Annotated in this window: 17 protein-coding genes, 1 pseudogene and 1 riboswitch; of the genes and pseudogenes, 7 read left to right on the top strand and 11 right to left on the bottom strand. The window is 41.2% G+C overall.

The features are described from left to right. Nucleotides 1-12 precede the first annotated feature (12 nt). Genes HCJ66_RS14335 through HCJ66_RS14320 form a run of 4 tightly spaced genes read right to left on the bottom strand, consistent with a single transcriptional unit; the run spans nt 13 to nt 2,554 of the window. Entirely contained in the window at nt 13-576 is a 564-nt protein-coding gene (locus HCJ66_RS14335) for a hypothetical protein (protein WP_187133758.1), read from the bottom strand. A 53-nt stretch (nt 577-629) separates the two neighbouring features. After that, nucleotides 630-1,658, bottom strand: a complete 1,029-nt coding sequence (locus HCJ66_RS14330; protein WP_187133757.1) for a DUF4097 family beta strand repeat-containing protein — start codon at nt 1,656-1,658, stop codon at nt 630-632. Beyond that, complete coding sequence (locus HCJ66_RS14325) at nt 1,651-2,229, bottom strand: DUF1700 domain-containing protein (RefSeq protein WP_187133756.1); 579 nt, start codon at nt 2,227-2,229, stop codon at nt 1,651-1,653. Before HCJ66_RS14325 ends, HCJ66_RS14330 begins: the two co-directional genes overlap by 8 nt. Further along, entirely contained in the window at nt 2,222-2,554 is a 333-nt protein-coding gene (locus tag HCJ66_RS14320) for a PadR family transcriptional regulator (protein ID WP_036066286.1), read from the bottom strand. The genes HCJ66_RS14325 and HCJ66_RS14320 overlap by 8 nt, the downstream gene beginning before the upstream one ends. Nucleotides 2,555-2,732: 178 nt before the next feature. Here HCJ66_RS14320 and HCJ66_RS14315 point away from each other — a divergent pair, with 178 nt between their 5' ends. From HCJ66_RS14315 to HCJ66_RS14305, 3 genes are all read left to right on the top strand, one after another. After that, nucleotides 2,733-3,272, top strand: coding sequence for a biotin transporter BioY (locus tag HCJ66_RS14315; RefSeq protein ID WP_187133755.1), 540 nt, complete (start codon nt 2,733-2,735; stop codon nt 3,270-3,272). A gap of 88 nt (nt 3,273-3,360) precedes the next feature. Then, a complete protein-coding gene (locus tag HCJ66_RS14310) occupies nt 3,361-4,086 on the top strand; it encodes a Crp/Fnr family transcriptional regulator (protein ID WP_187133754.1) in 726 nt (241 codons plus the stop codon). Nucleotides 4,087-4,247: 161 nt separating this feature from the next. Then, nucleotides 4,248-5,639, top strand: coding sequence for an LPXTG cell wall anchor domain-containing protein (locus HCJ66_RS14305; protein ID WP_187133753.1), 1,392 nt, complete (start codon nt 4,248-4,250; stop codon nt 5,637-5,639). A gap of 301 nt (nt 5,640-5,940) precedes the next feature. Here the strand turns inward: HCJ66_RS14305 and HCJ66_RS14300 are convergent, their stop codons facing one another. After that, nucleotides 5,941-6,168: a hypothetical protein gene (locus HCJ66_RS14300; RefSeq protein WP_187133752.1), complete on the bottom strand. Its 228-nt coding sequence runs from the start codon at nt 6,166-6,168 to the stop codon at nt 5,941-5,943. 94 nt (nt 6,169-6,262) lie between these two features. Here HCJ66_RS14300 and HCJ66_RS14295 point away from each other — a divergent pair, with 94 nt between their 5' ends. Further along, nucleotides 6,263-6,937 (top strand): hypothetical protein, encoded by a 675-nt coding sequence (locus tag HCJ66_RS14295; RefSeq protein WP_187133751.1) that lies wholly within the window; start codon nt 6,263-6,265, stop codon nt 6,935-6,937. A 59-nt stretch (nt 6,938-6,996) separates the two neighbouring features. Then, entirely contained in the window at nt 6,997-7,227 is a 231-nt protein-coding gene (locus HCJ66_RS14290) for an LPXTG cell wall anchor domain-containing protein (RefSeq protein ID WP_187133750.1), read from the top strand. 60 nt (nt 7,228-7,287) lie between these two features. Here the strand turns inward: HCJ66_RS14290 and HCJ66_RS14285 are convergent, their stop codons facing one another. Further along, nucleotides 7,288-7,815, bottom strand: coding sequence for an HdeD family acid-resistance protein (locus HCJ66_RS14285; RefSeq protein WP_181676294.1), 528 nt, complete (start codon nt 7,813-7,815; stop codon nt 7,288-7,290). 311 nt (nt 7,816-8,126) lie between these two features. Further along, a riboswitch (SAM riboswitch) is annotated at nt 8,127-8,227 on the top strand. A gap of 119 nt (nt 8,228-8,346) precedes the next feature. Between HCJ66_RS14285 and metX the strand changes: the two genes are divergently transcribed. After that, entirely contained in the window at nt 8,347-9,456 is a 1,110-nt protein-coding gene (gene metX / locus HCJ66_RS14280; protein WP_187133749.1) for a homoserine O-acetyltransferase MetX, read from the top strand. A 16-nt stretch (nt 9,457-9,472) separates the two neighbouring features. Here metX and HCJ66_RS14275 read toward each other — a convergent pair whose 3' ends face one another. The 3 genes from HCJ66_RS14275 to HCJ66_RS14265 form a co-directional block, all read right to left on the bottom strand. Continuing rightward, nucleotides 9,473-9,961 carry a GyrI-like domain-containing protein gene (locus HCJ66_RS14275; RefSeq protein WP_187133748.1) on the bottom strand — a complete coding sequence of 163 codons (489 nt, stop codon included), beginning with the start codon at nt 9,959-9,961 and terminating at the stop codon, nt 9,473-9,475. A 130-nt stretch (nt 9,962-10,091) separates the two neighbouring features. Further along, nucleotides 10,092-10,892, bottom strand: coding sequence for a formate/nitrite transporter family protein (locus HCJ66_RS14270; RefSeq protein ID WP_187133747.1), 801 nt, complete (start codon nt 10,890-10,892; stop codon nt 10,092-10,094). A gap of 442 nt (nt 10,893-11,334) precedes the next feature. Next, nucleotides 11,335-12,267: a helix-turn-helix domain-containing protein gene (locus HCJ66_RS14265; RefSeq protein ID WP_187133746.1), complete on the bottom strand. Its 933-nt coding sequence runs from the start codon at nt 12,265-12,267 to the stop codon at nt 11,335-11,337. A 130-nt stretch (nt 12,268-12,397) separates the two neighbouring features. On the opposite strand from HCJ66_RS14265, the gene HCJ66_RS14260 reads away from it, so the two are divergent. Further along, nucleotides 12,398-13,777 carry a sugar porter family MFS transporter gene (locus tag HCJ66_RS14260; RefSeq protein ID WP_187133745.1) on the top strand — a complete coding sequence of 460 codons (1,380 nt, stop codon included), beginning with the start codon at nt 12,398-12,400 and terminating at the stop codon, nt 13,775-13,777. Between the two features lie 90 nt (nt 13,778-13,867). On the opposite strand, the gene arcC is transcribed toward HCJ66_RS14260, so the two are convergent. Then, nucleotides 13,868-14,827 carry a carbamate kinase gene (gene arcC, locus HCJ66_RS16255; RefSeq protein ID WP_246438709.1) on the bottom strand — a complete coding sequence of 320 codons (960 nt, stop codon included), beginning with the start codon at nt 14,825-14,827 and terminating at the stop codon, nt 13,868-13,870. Nucleotides 14,828-14,857: 30 nt separating this feature from the next. Beyond that, nucleotides 14,858-15,451, bottom strand: a pseudogene (locus HCJ66_RS16250) (oxamate carbamoyltransferase subunit AllH family protein); the annotation flags it as partial. Nucleotides 15,452-15,583: the final 132 nt, after the last annotated feature.

Here is a 15,583-nt window from a genome sequence, read left to right as displayed (position 1 = left end):
TTGGTATTTTAGTCACGCCAAAGCACACGACACCAATTCCTGATTTTCTGTTTCAAACTGCTCTAAATAACGAGACATCGCCCCGCAGAACTCAATTTCCATCACGCCTTCATACAAAAAATCACATGGCTGCAGAAAATTCAACGCGCGATTCCCTACAACCGATACCTCGCTAAGTTCCAAAATGTGCCCCACAAACTGCGAGCAGAAAAACTCATTTTTCCCCGACAAATCCAAACGCAATACTAAACCTAAAATTCCCCAAAAATTGTAGCGATAATTATCCGCCGTCAGCAAAAACCAATCCAGCTCTTTTTGAATCCGCATCTGTTGCTCCGCCGTAATATCATAACTAAGAATCGCAGTCGCGGCATCTTCAAGCACCCCACTGCGCATATCTTCCTCAATAAAACCACCATTCAACGGATTACGTTTCCCAATCCGCCCAAAACTATAAACCTCTGTCAAATCCTCCGTCAAACTAATCGACACATGATTAAACGGTTTTCGCGTGTATTTTTGAATAACCCGCCCTGGAATTGTCGCTGTTTTTGTCAAAATGACGTATACCTTCATAACCAAATTCCCCCCGTGAAATAAAGAAGTGAGCCCGAGAGCCCACCTCCAAATTATTGCTCTACTTTAATGTTTCCTGATCCTGTACGTACCTTGATGACTTGGTTTCCGCTTGTTTTGATGTTAGGTGATTTAATATCGCCAGAATTGCTTCGTAGGTCTAAGAAACCGTTGAATGCCCCCGGAATCTCGATATTTACATCTCCTGAATCCGCGTCTACCGTCACGTCTTTCTTCACTTCATGAAACGATAGATCAACTTCACCAGATCCACTCGTAACACTCGTCGCATTATCCAATCCAGACAACTCCACATCGCCAGAATTATTGTCGACTTTCACCGTGCCACCCACTTCTTCCCCGTCAATACTCCCCGAACCATTTGTCAGCGTCGTTGTTTTCGCCGCAATTTGGTTCACTTCGATATCGCCAGAACTCGAGGTTGCACGAAGCGTGTCGCCAGTCATTCCCTGTACAGAATTCTCACCAGAGCCATTGATAACTTCCAGATTCGACGTCATATTTTTCAAATCGATATCACCAGAACTATTTTTCACAGTTGTCGTGTCCGCCGTTAGATTTGTCGCTTCAATTTCGCCAGAACCACTCTCAAGCGTAATCGTTTTCGCCGTCGCATCACGCACGACTAAGTCACTCGAACTCATATCGCTCGCCAGCTGCCCCAATTTCGCGCCTTTTGCCACGTGAATTGTCACCGTCTGCTCGCCATAAATTTGAAACTCTAAAAACTGGAACCATTCCTGCTCATTTTCCACATTAATCGTCAAACTATCCTGATTGGCCTTTACGCTCTTATCCAAGCGATTAATCACCTCTTGCGATAAATGTCCGCTCATCGTAACGTAATTTTTTCCAGTCGTACTTTCCGCCACATTCACGCGCAAATCCTGGTCACTCATCAATTTAATCACCGAAATGTCACCGTCCGCCAGTTGCCACTCCCGATGATAAGCCTCACCACGATCCACATTATTATTATCAAAAGTCAGTCCAAAACCAATACCACCAACGACTAGAAGAGCCGCGCCGATAATTAGCAATTTTAATTTATTTTTAAACATGTTTGCTCTCTCCCTTCATCAAATGAATATTGAATTTCGTATAGCCCACTGTAGCCATAATCATCGCTTTCGCCATCCAAATTGTAACGACGAAGAAAATGAAGCCCAGTCCAACAATACCAATCGTTCCAAACAATTTATACCATTCAAACGCTTGATTCAGCACCGCGTCCAAAATAAAGCCGAACGGAGTTAAGAAAAATCCCACAGTTGATCCGATGAAACCCGCAACCACACCCCAAAAAGATAGGAGCAAGGAGTAAACGACCAAATTCGGAATCAACATTGCTAAAAATACGCCGATTTTGAAGCCTGCCCCACGTTTTTTAGGCTGACTCGGTCTAGGCACATAATACGAATCCTCTGGTAATGATTCACCGCGCTCCGCCAAAATATCACGCGCAATTTCATCTGGAGTTCCAAGATCAAACACAATCTCCTGCTCCGATTTCCCACTCGTTTCACCTGCTGCAAAATGCTCCATATAATCTGCTAATATCTCTTTTCTTTCCTCAGGATCCAGTCCCGCCAATTTTAGCGCCAACTCATTTAGAAATTCTGTTTTATCCAATTTGCTCTCCCCCTTCTACAAATAATCGATTCACATTCGACACAAAATCTTTCCATTCAAACATTAATTCCGTCATATACATCTCACCCTTAACCGTTAGTTGATAATATTTCCGCGATGGGCCTTCTGTCGACTCCTTCAAATACGTGTCGCAATAACCCTCTTTCACCAAACGCCGCAATACTGGATAAATCGCACCTTCTGCAACTTCCACATACTGTGAAACGTGTTGCGCCAACTCATAGCCATATTGATCCTTCTTATGAATAAGGAAAAGGCAGCATAACTCAAGGACACCTTTTTTAAACTGCACATTCACTTCCATGCCGAACCCTCCATTTCTTATTACCAAAATTCCAGTACTGAACATTAATCACTACTTGTTATACATACTATACCACGCACTACTAATTAATGCAAGGTAGTGAATAAAAAAAATAGTATTGTCAATGCCGCGTTTTAATGTTAACCTAATATCATATTAAGTTAACAAAGGAGAAGTTATGAGAGATAAAAAATTAAAACAATTGATTATTAATTCCCTATTTGCTGTTATTATCGCTATTCTTGCCCAAATCACTATTCCAATCGGGCCTATTCCACTAACAGGACAAACCTTCGCAGTCGGTCTTGCCGCAACGATTCTTGGTGCCCGCAACGCCACTATCTCCGTCGCCGTTTACATCGTCCTTGGCGCCATTGGAGTTCCCGTTTTCGCTGGTATGACAGCTGGACTAGGCATCATTTTCGGTCCAACAGGTGGTTTTTTAATTGGCTTCCTATTCAACGCTTACATTACAGGCTACCTCATCGAAAAAACGAATTTCAGCATGGCTTACGCTATTTTCGCTAATATTATCGGCGCCTTCATAACCCTACTATTCGGTGCCTTCTGGTTAAAAATCAGTGGTGACCTATCATGGAGCACAGCTTTCACAGCCGGCGTTATTCCATTCATCATCCCAGGAATCCTAAAAGCAACATTTGCCGCACTAGTCGGAATCAGCATACGCAAGCGCCTTGTCTCTGGTAAATTGATCTAAATTTTCCGAATTCAAGGGAAAACGTTATACAAACCCACTTTCCTTCGATATAATAAAAAGGACAATCTGTATGAAAAGGGGACATAATATGACGCTATACGATTACAACAATCTAAAAGAAAGTTTCGATCCCGACAAAATGCTTGCCACCTTGATGAAATCACACGAAGACACACCACCTTATACGGAACTTACTTACCGGCGAAATGAGGTTATCATGAAAGAAGGTTCCGCCAATCGGCACTTCTACGTTGTCAAAAAAGGAATGGTCGCGATGTCAAAAGGAACTGCACGGGATGATTCCATTCTGACATTTTGCGGTCCAGATGATATTTTAGGATTCTTAAGTGTCCTAGAAAATGCTGTATCGCCCATTTCCTACACCGCTATTAGTGAAGTCACATTGCTCCGATTCGAGCGTCAGTACGTTATCGACAAAATTACCTTTAGCCAAGAAAGCTTCTGGTACGCGTATTTCTTCTATCTAAACTTTACGCACCCGATTCTCGTTCGTGAATCACTTTCTAATCTACCGTCCGACAAAAAAATCCTAGCTGGTCTTGTTATCGTCGCTGAACGCTTTGGCCGCGCTGAACCAGATGGCTCTTATCTTATTCCGTATTATTTCACACAAAAAGTAATCGGCAAGTATTTGAATTTGGCGCGTGCCTATGTCGCCACTAATCTACGTAAATTAGAACAAGACGGTCTCATTTCCCTTTCACCAAAGCCATGGAAAATACATGATATGGCAGCGGTTAAAGAGATGTTAGACATGAAATACACCGACCTCTATTCCCTAACAAAAGAATAAACAGTATGCCAGTGATAATCCTATCACTGGTTTTTTATTACAAAGATGTGACAACTTTTTGACGGAATACGCTTTCTTTTGGAAACCGTTACAAATATTTAGTGACGATTAGACTAAACTTTAGTATAATAGCCTTATTACACAAAAAGGGAGAGAATTGAATGTCAAAATCAACAAAACTAGCTTGCGGACTACTCGCTTGCGGACTAACTTTTTCACTTGCAGCACCAGTATTCGCGGAGGAAGAGGTACAAGTTCCAGCAGTAACCGCAGAAACACCTACACCAGCACCAGCACCAGCACCAGCACCAGAGGCTAACGAGATTACGGAAACAGCCCCTGACGCTACAGAAGAAACACCAGAAGTGAAATTACAAGTTGCAGCAGTCGCGGCGACTCAAAAAGCAGACGTATCTTTTGTTAAAGATGCTACGACAACACCTGCCGATTTCGTAACGGTAGCAGACGCAAGCACAACACTTACTTACAAAGCGGGAACAGAGCCAAAAACATCGGTGGCAGGAACATTCTCAACAACCATCGTTGCAACATTAGCTGACACAACAACTCAAGAATTCGTTGTAAGCTACAAAGTAACAGAACCAGCGAAGGCTCCTGTAAAAGCGGTGGCTCTTGCTACTGCAAAAACAAATGTAACAACAGAAATCAATGTAGCAGTGAAAGATCCAAGTAAATTCGTTACAGCAACATCTGGCGTAACACTATCATTCGTGAAAGCACCAGCTGTAAATCGCTTAGGCGCACAAACAGTTACTGTTGCCGCTACAAATGGTACGACGACTGAAAACATCGTAGCTAACTACACAGTTGTTGATACAACGAAACCAGTAATTGATGTTTATGAAGATGATTTTTATGTATCTCAAGGGGAAGATTGGGCGGCTGAAGAACTAGTTGACGCAACAGATAACTCAGGTTTCGTGAAACTTTACTTTGCAAACGGTCAAGCATACTTGGATACATCTAAAGAAGGCACGCAAACAGTTGAAATCATTGCAGAAGACGCAAGTGGTAATACTTCTAGTGTTACATTGACGTATACAGTCGTTGGAGAAGATTTCTATTTCTTTGATGCACCAGTTGTCGACTTCACAAAAACAACAGCAACTGATGTTTATGGGACTGCCGAGCCACTTACAACAGTTATGATTCTTGATGAGAATGGCGAACTTCTAGGATTTGCGGACGCTGATGCAATGGGTAACTTCCATGTTAAATTAGATACAGCCTTAAAAAATGGACAAACTATATATCTATGGAGCGCAGACATGGATACTGGTGAATTCAGTGATTTATCCGAAGCTACATTCTTAGGTGAGAAACTTAAAGTTGAGTCGGTTGATAACGCGAAAAAAACAACTGTAGCTCAAGCCGTGAAGAAAACTTCCTTTAAAGCTCACCCTGCCACACCAGCAAAAGTATCAACGCTGAAAGCTTTACCAAAAACAGGTGACAATAGTTCTGCTGGATTAGTATTCGCAGGATTCCTCATTTCCGGACTTGCGGTAGCAATTCTTAGAAAACGTGGCTAATTATTTTGCCTTAAATCGATGATTTTAAACAATAAATTTATGCAGTATACAATCGAGTAGGAGGAGCCGTTAGGCTCCGACTTCTCACACCACCGTCTTCGCACAGCCTTCTATGCAGTTTCTGTTCGTCAGCTCGGGATTTTGCCGCCGGCTTCCTTCAGATTTCACCTCACGATGGACACCCTTGCCTTGAGCTAACAGTTCCTACTGCCAAGCCTGTAGTGGACTTTCACCACCTAGCATTTGCACATGCTAGGCGCACATAAAATCCCCTGTCTAACGACAGGGGATAACTCTCTACTTACCTATGGCGTTCTTTAAAGCTAAGGTAAGCAAAAATAAGTGACATAATTAGGAATACAATTGGTATAATCAGAGGCGCCCCGAAATAATTGATATTACTGTAATTCTCTGAATCGTAATGGAGAAGCCCCTGCGTGTAGGTCTTAAAAGTCATGTTTAGCACTTGCAACAAGAAGATTCCTGCTAGTCCGATTGTGAACATAATAAAACTAAAAATTTTATACATCTATTTTCCTCCTTATCTAGTAATCATTACTATAACACGATACTATGGTAAATGTAATAAGAAATATATAGAAAAAATCGGAGGTTTTAAGGGAATGAAGGTAAAAAAAGTACTAAGTAAAGGAATCATAAGTCTTTTAGTGGCATCTCTAATATTATCAGGAACGGCTTTAACAACACCTACAGCAAATGCCACAACCACATCGGATGCTAAAGGCAAAGCTATTGATACCATGCTAGATTACTATAACAGCCAAATCACAACGATTGGCGCACAAGCTATTTTTCCAGATGTAATTGACTCCGAGGGTGTGAGCGATGATGCAGTACTTGACGATGAAGGTACTGCAGGCGAAATTACAACTTTTGGCGCAGCAGTTATGTGGAAAACTTCTAAGACTTACAAAGGTATGGAATACGGTGCATGGGAAACAGTGGGTGTTAGGAAAGCATCCAAGGCTCCAGGAAAAGTGAAATTTACGTTCTCTAAGAAAGTATCTACATCTTTCTCTGGTTCTATCAAAGTAGGCGTGAAAAAAGTTGAGAGCGTCCTTGGTTTTAAATTAAATTCTCAAAAAACTACTTCATTTGAAAATTCATGGGATTGTAAAGCAAATGTTTCTTACAAAGCACAGTTACGTGCCCGCTATAAAGTGTACCAAGTCAAACAAACTAAAACTGTCATGAACACATGGACAGGTCAACAAACTGTAACTAATTACTATGTAAAAGTTAAGAAAGACGATTCTATAGATGTCCGTGTAATTTAGTAGTGAACAACATACATTTAAAATCTTCTTTTTGGTTCTCATGGATACAGGGGTATTTAGTGACTCAGCTGAGTTCACATTCCAAGGTGGACATTGGCTATACAACGAAGAAACCTTCTATCACACAAGTAGTGAAGCAAACTCCTGCTAAAGCGGCTCCTGTTGCACCAACAAAAACAACAGACCTTAAAGAACTACCAAAAACAGGGGACAATAGGTCTGCTGGCTTGGTATTCGCAGGATTCCTTGTTTCTGGACTTGCTGTAGCGCTTCTTAGAAAACGCGGATAATATAAGCAAAAAGCCTAGAAATCTGTAACTAGATTTCTAGGCTTTTTTTGTATCATTTAGTTATTTTAATTTGCCAACAAAGAAGAATGTTGCAATACAGTTAATCCCTTGGACGATGAAGAATGTACCGACCATAACAACGATACCGATTGCGGCTACGATTGGGTTGAACAGCGAGATAAATCCTAGAATAATTCCTAGAATGCCAAGTGTTAAAATCCAACCCCAACCTTGTACACCTTCATTTTTAGCAGCGAAGGCTCCGATTGTACGCATAATTCCTGCAAACAGAACCCACATACCGAAGACAAGAACGAGTGTAACTGTTCCTTCTAATTGATCGGCAAGTAATAGGATTCCCAGTAGGACAGATAATATTCCCTCGGCTAAAATCCAGCCGGAGACTTTTTGTCCGCCGCGGTTTGAGAAATACTGAATGATTTGGAATACCCCGAGGATTAGCATCAGGATTCCGATAAATAGTGTGAATGATAGTAAAGAAATACCTGGGTGGAACACAAACCAGATTCCTAAACAGATCATTGCGATACCAGCCAACAAGACCAATATACGTGTGAATGTTTTCATGATATGTAACACTTCCTTTTTTTATGATTAGAATTTTTAGGCTCTGTTGCTTATTTTACCCTATTTTACATTATTAAAACACTAATTGTATTGAGTAATATTTTATGAATTTTGTCTTTAGTCACAATTAGGCCTCTCATCACGAATGTATGCGCTATTTTGTTGTTTTTTACAACCTTTGAAGCATTAATTTCGAGAAATAAGCTGAAAAAGTTCATAATTTAAATTAGATACCATTCTTTAGAAAAATCTGTCTACTTTTCTTGACAAAAGTGGTTAACTAATTGTATGATAGAACCAATTTAATACGCTTCTTATCAAGAAAGGTGGAGGGACTGGCCCTTTGAAACCTTAGCAACCGGATGTTTTTAATCACGGTGCTAATTCCAGCAATTCTTTGTGAAGATAAGCTATTGACTACAAAATCGTTGGTCGTTCAACCTTTTCTAGTGACGCTTATTGGGCGCTTGCTGGTGGAGGTTTTTTGTTTTGATGAAACTTACTATAAAATAGAGAGAATGGGTGAATGGTATGGGGACGCTTAAGCAGATGGAACTTTTTAAGGAAATACCGTTGAAGTTGGAAAATGGGGAAACGATTGGACCGATTGTGGTTGGTTTTGAGACGTATGGTGAGCTTTCTTTAGCAAAGGATAATTGTATTTTGTTGGAACATGCATTGACTGGAACGGCTCACGCGGCAAAGCATTTTGAAGAGGATGTGGCTGGTTGGTGGGATGATTTTATTGGGGCAGGAAAAACGATTGATCCGGCTGATTATTTCATTGTTTGTACGAATGTTTTTGGTGGTTGTAGTGGGACGACTGGACCTTCTTCGGTGGATGCGCGGACTGGCGAGGAATACCGATTGCATTTTCCTGGGTTTACGATTAGGGATATTATTAAAGTGCAAAAAGCATTGCTGGATGCGCTCGGTGTCGTGCATGTGGTGTCGGTGATTGGTGGCTCAATGGGAGGTATGCAGGCAACGCAGTGGGCAATTGATTACCCAGAAATAACGGGGAGCGTGATTAATTTGGCCTCCCCTCTTGCGGCAAGTCCTGAGGCGATTGGGTATAATCTGATTATGCGGATGGCCATTTTGAATGATCCTGATTTTAATGGTGGGGATTATATTGGGCAGCCTGAGGGTGGGCTTGCGACAGCGCGGATGGTTGGGATGATGACGTATCGCACGAGTGAGCTGTTTTCGAAGCGGTTTGAGCGGTTTACAGTGGCTGATTCTTCTCCCGGTGCTTTTTCGAAGGAGCATTTCCAAGTCGAGTCGTATTTGCAATATCAAGGCGATTCGTTTGTGGAGCGGTTTGATGCAAATAGTTATCTGTATTTGACGAAAGCGATTGATTTATTTGATGTGACAGTGAATGGTTGTGATGAAAAACCGCTTTTTGCGAGGATTCAGATTCCGTATTTATTGGTCGGCGTGACGAGTGATCAGCTGTTCCGGATTCATGATTTGCGTCGGGATTACGAGCTTTTGAAGGAATGGGATGTTCCGGTGACCTATTATGAGGTGGATTCGGACTATGGACATGATGCCTTTTTGGTCGAGGTAGAGAAATTTCATCCGCTGATTAGTACTTTTTTGACGCAACATTCGCGAATTGAATTGAAAAAATAAGTGCGCCGTGGCGCACTTATTTTTTCTGAACCGGTATCCAAACTTCGCATTCATAATTAGCCGCTCGATTATCGCCAGGACCGTAAACTTCAATTTCAGGGCCTGCCGCATGCTCGTATCCGCTTGTTGGAAGCCATTCAGCATAGATTTTCTGCCATGTTTGTTGAATGGCATCTGGCATCGCACCTACGGATTGAAATACCGCCCATTGAAGCGCTGGTACTTCTAGTTTTTCCGTCCCAACTGGCGTTTCTCCGTCATAGTCCACTGCAATCCAGTAGTCCATTTCTTTTTTTGGCGCTTGTTCCTTGGAAACATTGCAAATCCCCATATAACGTGAAACCGCCCCATTTTTCAGTTCTTCCAAACGTTCCATCGTACCGTCCGACAACACTTCTCCCCAAAATTTCGGAATCTCCACTAAATTCTGCCCTGCGTCGAATGAAAAAACTTTTTTGACGCCTACAACTTGAAATTTTTCATGTTCTACTATTTTGTAATCCATGTTTCTTCCCCTTTCAAGATAGTTTTCTACGCTTACAGTATACCTTTTTTAGATATATATTTCTTCTCATAGCATAAAAATACGGATAAACAGTCTGGAGAAAACTCCGAAACTGCTTATCCGCATTTTTTTAATCTTTATAAATCGATTTCGTCTTATTGAGCCATGCATAGCCAAGTCCAATAACGAGGCCACCACCGACGTAGTTACCGAGAAACGCCAAGGAAAGGTTTGTTGTTACGCTGCTCCATGTCATTGCGTCTAAGTGACCGCCTGAGGCAAAGAATGCCAGTGAGAATGACGAGAAGTTAGCGATAACATGCTCGAAGCCTAGGAATGCAAAAATGAAAATAATGAAGACCATCGCGAAAACTTTTCCTGCATCGTCTTTCATCCGCATCGTACAAATAACCGCTGTGTTCACAACAATATTCGCGAAAATCGCTTCAATAAAAATCTGTAATGGTTCTTTTTCCAATTTTCCTGTCACGGCTGTGAACAAGAAATGGTCGGCTGGTAACGCATGAAAAGCCGATGTGAGTGACATCAAATAACCTGCAAGAATACCCCCGATTAAATTACAAAATACACAAAGTAATAAGATACCTAAAGCTTTACCGGGTTTAATAATTTTTTGGTAGACGCCTGTTGTCATGTACATCATGTTACTTGTACCAAGCTCGGCGTTCATATAAATAATCATTACAAGTGACCAGCTGAACATGAATGCATAAACAATTTTACCCAGTCCGTGCGCAAAGTGATCTACCTTGTCGCCAATCATAACCGCCACTGCCGTTCCCAATGTTAAAAATAAACAAGCTAGGATGGCACGGAAAATATAGCGGATAACGCTATTGTGTACAAGATCAATCTTCTTTCGTGTGCTGTAATCGACTTTCTGCATTAATGTACTATTTTCTGAGTCCAAATTCTTCATCTCCAATTAATCAGTTTTCATAACTCCACAACTTTACCATTGTAGCACGAAATAACCGCTTTGAAAATAATAAATTTTACACCTTTGAAACTTTTTTTCATATTTTTTTCACAAAACTGAAACATTTGCTAAAAAATATGAATCTAGACTACCATTCCCATTGTATTTGTTGGTTAAACATACATAACATAATAATACGGTCTTCATTGCTAATCTTCTCAAATAGAAAATCAGGCTATTTTTTCAGCTACTTTATTCCTATTTATCCAAAATAGCAAGATAGTCTATTAATGAGGATAAAATCATGTATGAAAAGGTAAAATAAAAATGATAAAATACAGTTTATAGCGGTTAAGTAAGCGCTAACTTTAATTTGCGAGGAATCACTGCTATTTAAATAAACGCAACATTGTAGTTTTAAAGATAATTAAAACTACAACAGGAATAGCTGATTGATTTTCTCCAAGCTTTGATTTTTGGAGAACACATATTGTTTATTCGTTACATCTTGTTTCAACGTGTTCACTTGGTTTTGGCCATTTTGATTTTGCTTTCGAAAAGATTTGGGGCCTACACCGTAAAAGCGTGTAAAGGCACTATTTAAATAGCGCAAATCGGAAAAACCGCAAATACCACAAATGGTTAAGAGTGTACTTTCTGTGTGAATTAATAAATATTTTGCCTTTTCACATCGGAGCAGATTAACATATTCTTGGAACGTTACACCAAAGTTTTCATGAAAAAAGTGAGATAAATAAGTAAATGAGAGCGCTTCTTTTTTTGCGATATCAGAAAGTAGGAGTTTTTCTTGATAGTTTTTGGAAATGTAATCGCTTATTCTCTTGATTCTTTCAAGCTTTAATAACAGCTGATCTTTCTTTTCTTCCTTCATTTGTTTGTGAGGGACTAGCTTCATTAAATCGAACATAATAATGGAGGAAAAACCATGACACAGCAACGAAAAATGTTCGTCTTCTTTAAAATAAGCTTGGCTCGCTGCTACTATATTCTTAAGCAAACGTCGACCAGTTTGAGAAGCTTCTAAAGCAATCGGCGTTGTGTCGAAATAAACTTCATTGATTTGAGGAAAAAAAGCTTCGAAAATTTTGGGAGAAAATTGAAAAATTAATAATAACGCAGAATTTTTTGAATGTAATTCGTGCATTTGACAGGAATTCAGAACAATAAAGTCTCCTTTTTCCAGTGAAATTTTATTGTTATTTGTCACAATATTTAACGAACCGCTGAGTAGATATACCACTTCCATGTCCATATGTAAATGCGTGCTGCGATAATGCATTTCGATCAAAAAAACGTGAATGTCTTGTACTTTACTATGCTCAATCAGTTCGAATTCATTTGTCATGTTCCTTCCCTCCTCAATATTTCTACTATAAGGGAAATTGAAAGCGGAAGCAATATAAAAATTTGTATCATCAAAGGAGGACTCGAATAACGCAATCATTGTTTATACTACTAAAAATGGGGGATATTTTATGAGACTATCAAAGAATTTAATTTACTTTTTCGGCGCTTTAGGAGGATTATTATTTGGTTATGATACAGGTGTCATTGCTGGAGCACAAATCTTTATTCAGGATGAGCTTCAATTAAGTAATGGCGAGATTGGATTTGTCGTTAGTTGTATTTTGATTGGGGCGGTTGTCGGGGCGGTCTTAATTTCACCGTTGTCTGATAGATATGGCCGTAAGAAAATGGTTATTTTGACGGCTTTTATTTTCTTTGTGGGTGCTTTGGGTAGTGCCTTGTCGCCTGATGTCACGGCCTTAATTATTTCGCGGATGTTCTTAGGAATAGCGGTTGGTGGGGCTAGTGCGCTTGTTCCAATGTATTTGGCCGAATTGGCGCCAGCGAATCAGCGTGGAAGCTTGTCTTCTTTGAATCAGTTGATGATTATGATTGGTATGTCGCTCGCTTACATTGCGAATTATGTTTGGCGTGATTCACCGATTGGCTGGGAATTGATGCTAGGTTTTGCTGCGGTTCCAGCACTTATTCTGTTTATTGGTGGAATTTTATTACCGGAATCGCCACGTTACTTGGTGAAAGTCGGCAAACGAGCAGAAGCGGAAGCGATCTTACTCAACATTCGAAGCAAGTCGGAGGCAGAAGCGGAAATTCTGGAAATTGAGGAGCAGAGCCATATCGAAAAAGGTCGTTTGAAAGATGTCTTTTCAAAATGGGTGCGTCCATCCGTGATTGCGGCTTTTGGTTTGGCTATTTTGCAGCAGTGGATGGGTTGTAATACGGTCTTTTATTATGCGCCGCGTATTTTAATGAGTGGTGGGACAGATGCTACTTCGGCGATTCAGACGCAAATTTTTCTAGGTATTTTTTATGTTATTGTAACTGCAGTAGCCGTGTCGTTGATGGATCGGTTTGATCGGAGAAAAGTTCTGATGGTTGGGGCGTTAGCGATGGGAGTTTCGTTCTTTGCTTTGTCTGCTGCGTTCCATTTAGAAGCGGACAAATCAGGATTCCATCTGTTCACGTTTATTTTCCTAGCTACTTATATTTCAAGTTTTTGTGCGACGTGGGGACCGGTGATGTGGGTTATGATTGGTGAAATCTTCCCATTGCAAATTCGTGGTTTAGCTGTTGGTATCGCGTCGTTGGTGAACTGGGTAGCTAACTGGACTGTTTCTGTTAGTTTTCCGGTTTTAGAAGAAACGATTGGAAATGTGACACTGTTTATCATTTTCGGACTGGTTTGCGTCGCTGCGGTATTCTTTGTTAGAAGCTTTGTATTCGAGACGCGAGGCTATACGCTAGAGGAGATTGAAGAAGCCTTAGTGAAAAATGAGACGAAGGCATTGAATAATAAAAATAAGACTTCTGCTGCGAAAGCTATATAGAGAAGTATCCTAGGCGAAAAAAATACGTATCAAAAATCTAATTTCAGATTTTTGATACGTATTTTCTATTTTCGTCAACCTATTCCTATTTTAAGCGTTTACCGTACTTTTTTCAGGCAGAATACGTGTGCCTGCGCGTCCTGCTAATGCTTCCACTGCAGCGTCTAGTGAGCAAATGATAGCTTCTTTTCCAGATTCGGCAAAGGCTATCGCTGCTTCCATTTTTGGACCCATGCTGCCGTCTGCGAAATGGCCTTCTGTCATATATTGCTTCGCTTCCTTGACTGGAACGCCTTCTAGTTTTTGTTGATTTGGTTCGCCGAAATGTAAGTATACGTTTGTCACATCGGTTAGAATCATGAAAACGTCGGCTTCGACTTGCTCGGATAGGCGTAACGCGGAACGGTCTTTATCGATGACTGCTTCGACGCCTTTTAGATCGCCTTCTTCGTTTTGTACGACGGGGATTCCGCCTCCGCCTGTCGAAATAACGACGGTATCCGTAGCCACGAGTTGCTTAATTGCTTCGACGCCGTGGATTTTTTGTGGTTGTGGGGATGGAACAACGCGGCGGTATCCTCGACCTGCGTCTTCTGCCATTTCCCAGCCTTTTTCCGCAGCAAGTTCAACGGCTTCTTCGCGTGTATAGAAAACACCGATTGGTTTCGTCGGGCTTTGGAACGCGGGATCGCTCGCGCTAACTTCGGTTTGTGTTAAAAGCGTGATGACATTAGTTGGTATTTTTTTGCGTGCGAGTTCGTTTTTTAGTGATTGTTCCATCATGTAGCCGATAAAACCTTGTGATTCTGCGCTACATGCGTCGATTGGGAGCGCTGGAACGTATTCTTTTGCTTCTTCATTTTGACGTAAAATATTACCGACTTGCGGGCCATTTCCGTGTGTGACGATGACTTTGTGCCCTGCTTCTGTGATTTCCGCGATTTTGGCGCAGCTGTCTTCCACGTTTTTTAATTGGTTTTCAAATGTTGCTTCTTGGTTCGGTTGCAAGATTGCATTGCCGCCAAGCGCGATAACTACGCGTTTTCCCATTGAAAATTCCTCCTTTATTGCGAGTGCGACACCTGCTATCGTGTCTATTCCCGACGTATGTCCATTTTGATAAACTTGTTCGATGATGTCCTTCGTTTCTGCGCCTGTCTGGAACGCTTTGTAAAGGGCAAGTAATGTGTCGCTAAATTGGTCTTGTAATGCGTATTTTAAGTAGGTTTGGCTGATATCTGTGGTCAATAACTCGGTCTGGATTAATGTTGTAAGTATTTCTTTAAAAGGCGTGCTTTCCTGTCCCACGAGCAAAATACCGAGCAAGATATCGTCTCCAGATGGCGTCAAACCACTGCCGCGACCTATGAAATAACGCAAAGTTTGTTCGATAAACGCTGAATCCGTGCTATTTATTGCTTTCGCGAGATTGCTAGCTTCGGGTTGTGTGAGCCATTCTTGGATGGAAACACCGAGCCCCGTCTGCCTCTCGCTTTGGACTATATGGGGCAAAAAGCTTGGATTCGGCTGGATTTCGGTTTTTTCACGTTTGCTGGTGTATTGGGTGGCACCAGTGAGCGTGAGTTGGAATTGTTGATGAAAAAGGATGCCGCCTTCGTATTGAATGGTTTGATTGACTTGGATGGCAGCGATAAGCTTGGTCACATCACTCATTGTTAGCTGAATCGCGAATGGTAATTGGCCGTTTTTAGCGGTACCAATGAAAATACGTTCGTCTTTGTTTTCCAAGTTGAAACCGTTTGTGAAAACACTGTGAACGCGCCATGTTTCACGCTCAACTAGCAA

Origin of the sequence: Paenilisteria portnoyi (assembly GCF_014322795.1) — a bacterium.
Taxonomy (GTDB): domain Bacteria; phylum Bacillota; class Bacilli; order Lactobacillales; family Listeriaceae; genus Listeria_A; species Listeria_A portnoyi.
Note: the sequence above shows the minus strand (reverse complement) of the source record. Positions and strands in the feature narration are given on the sequence as shown.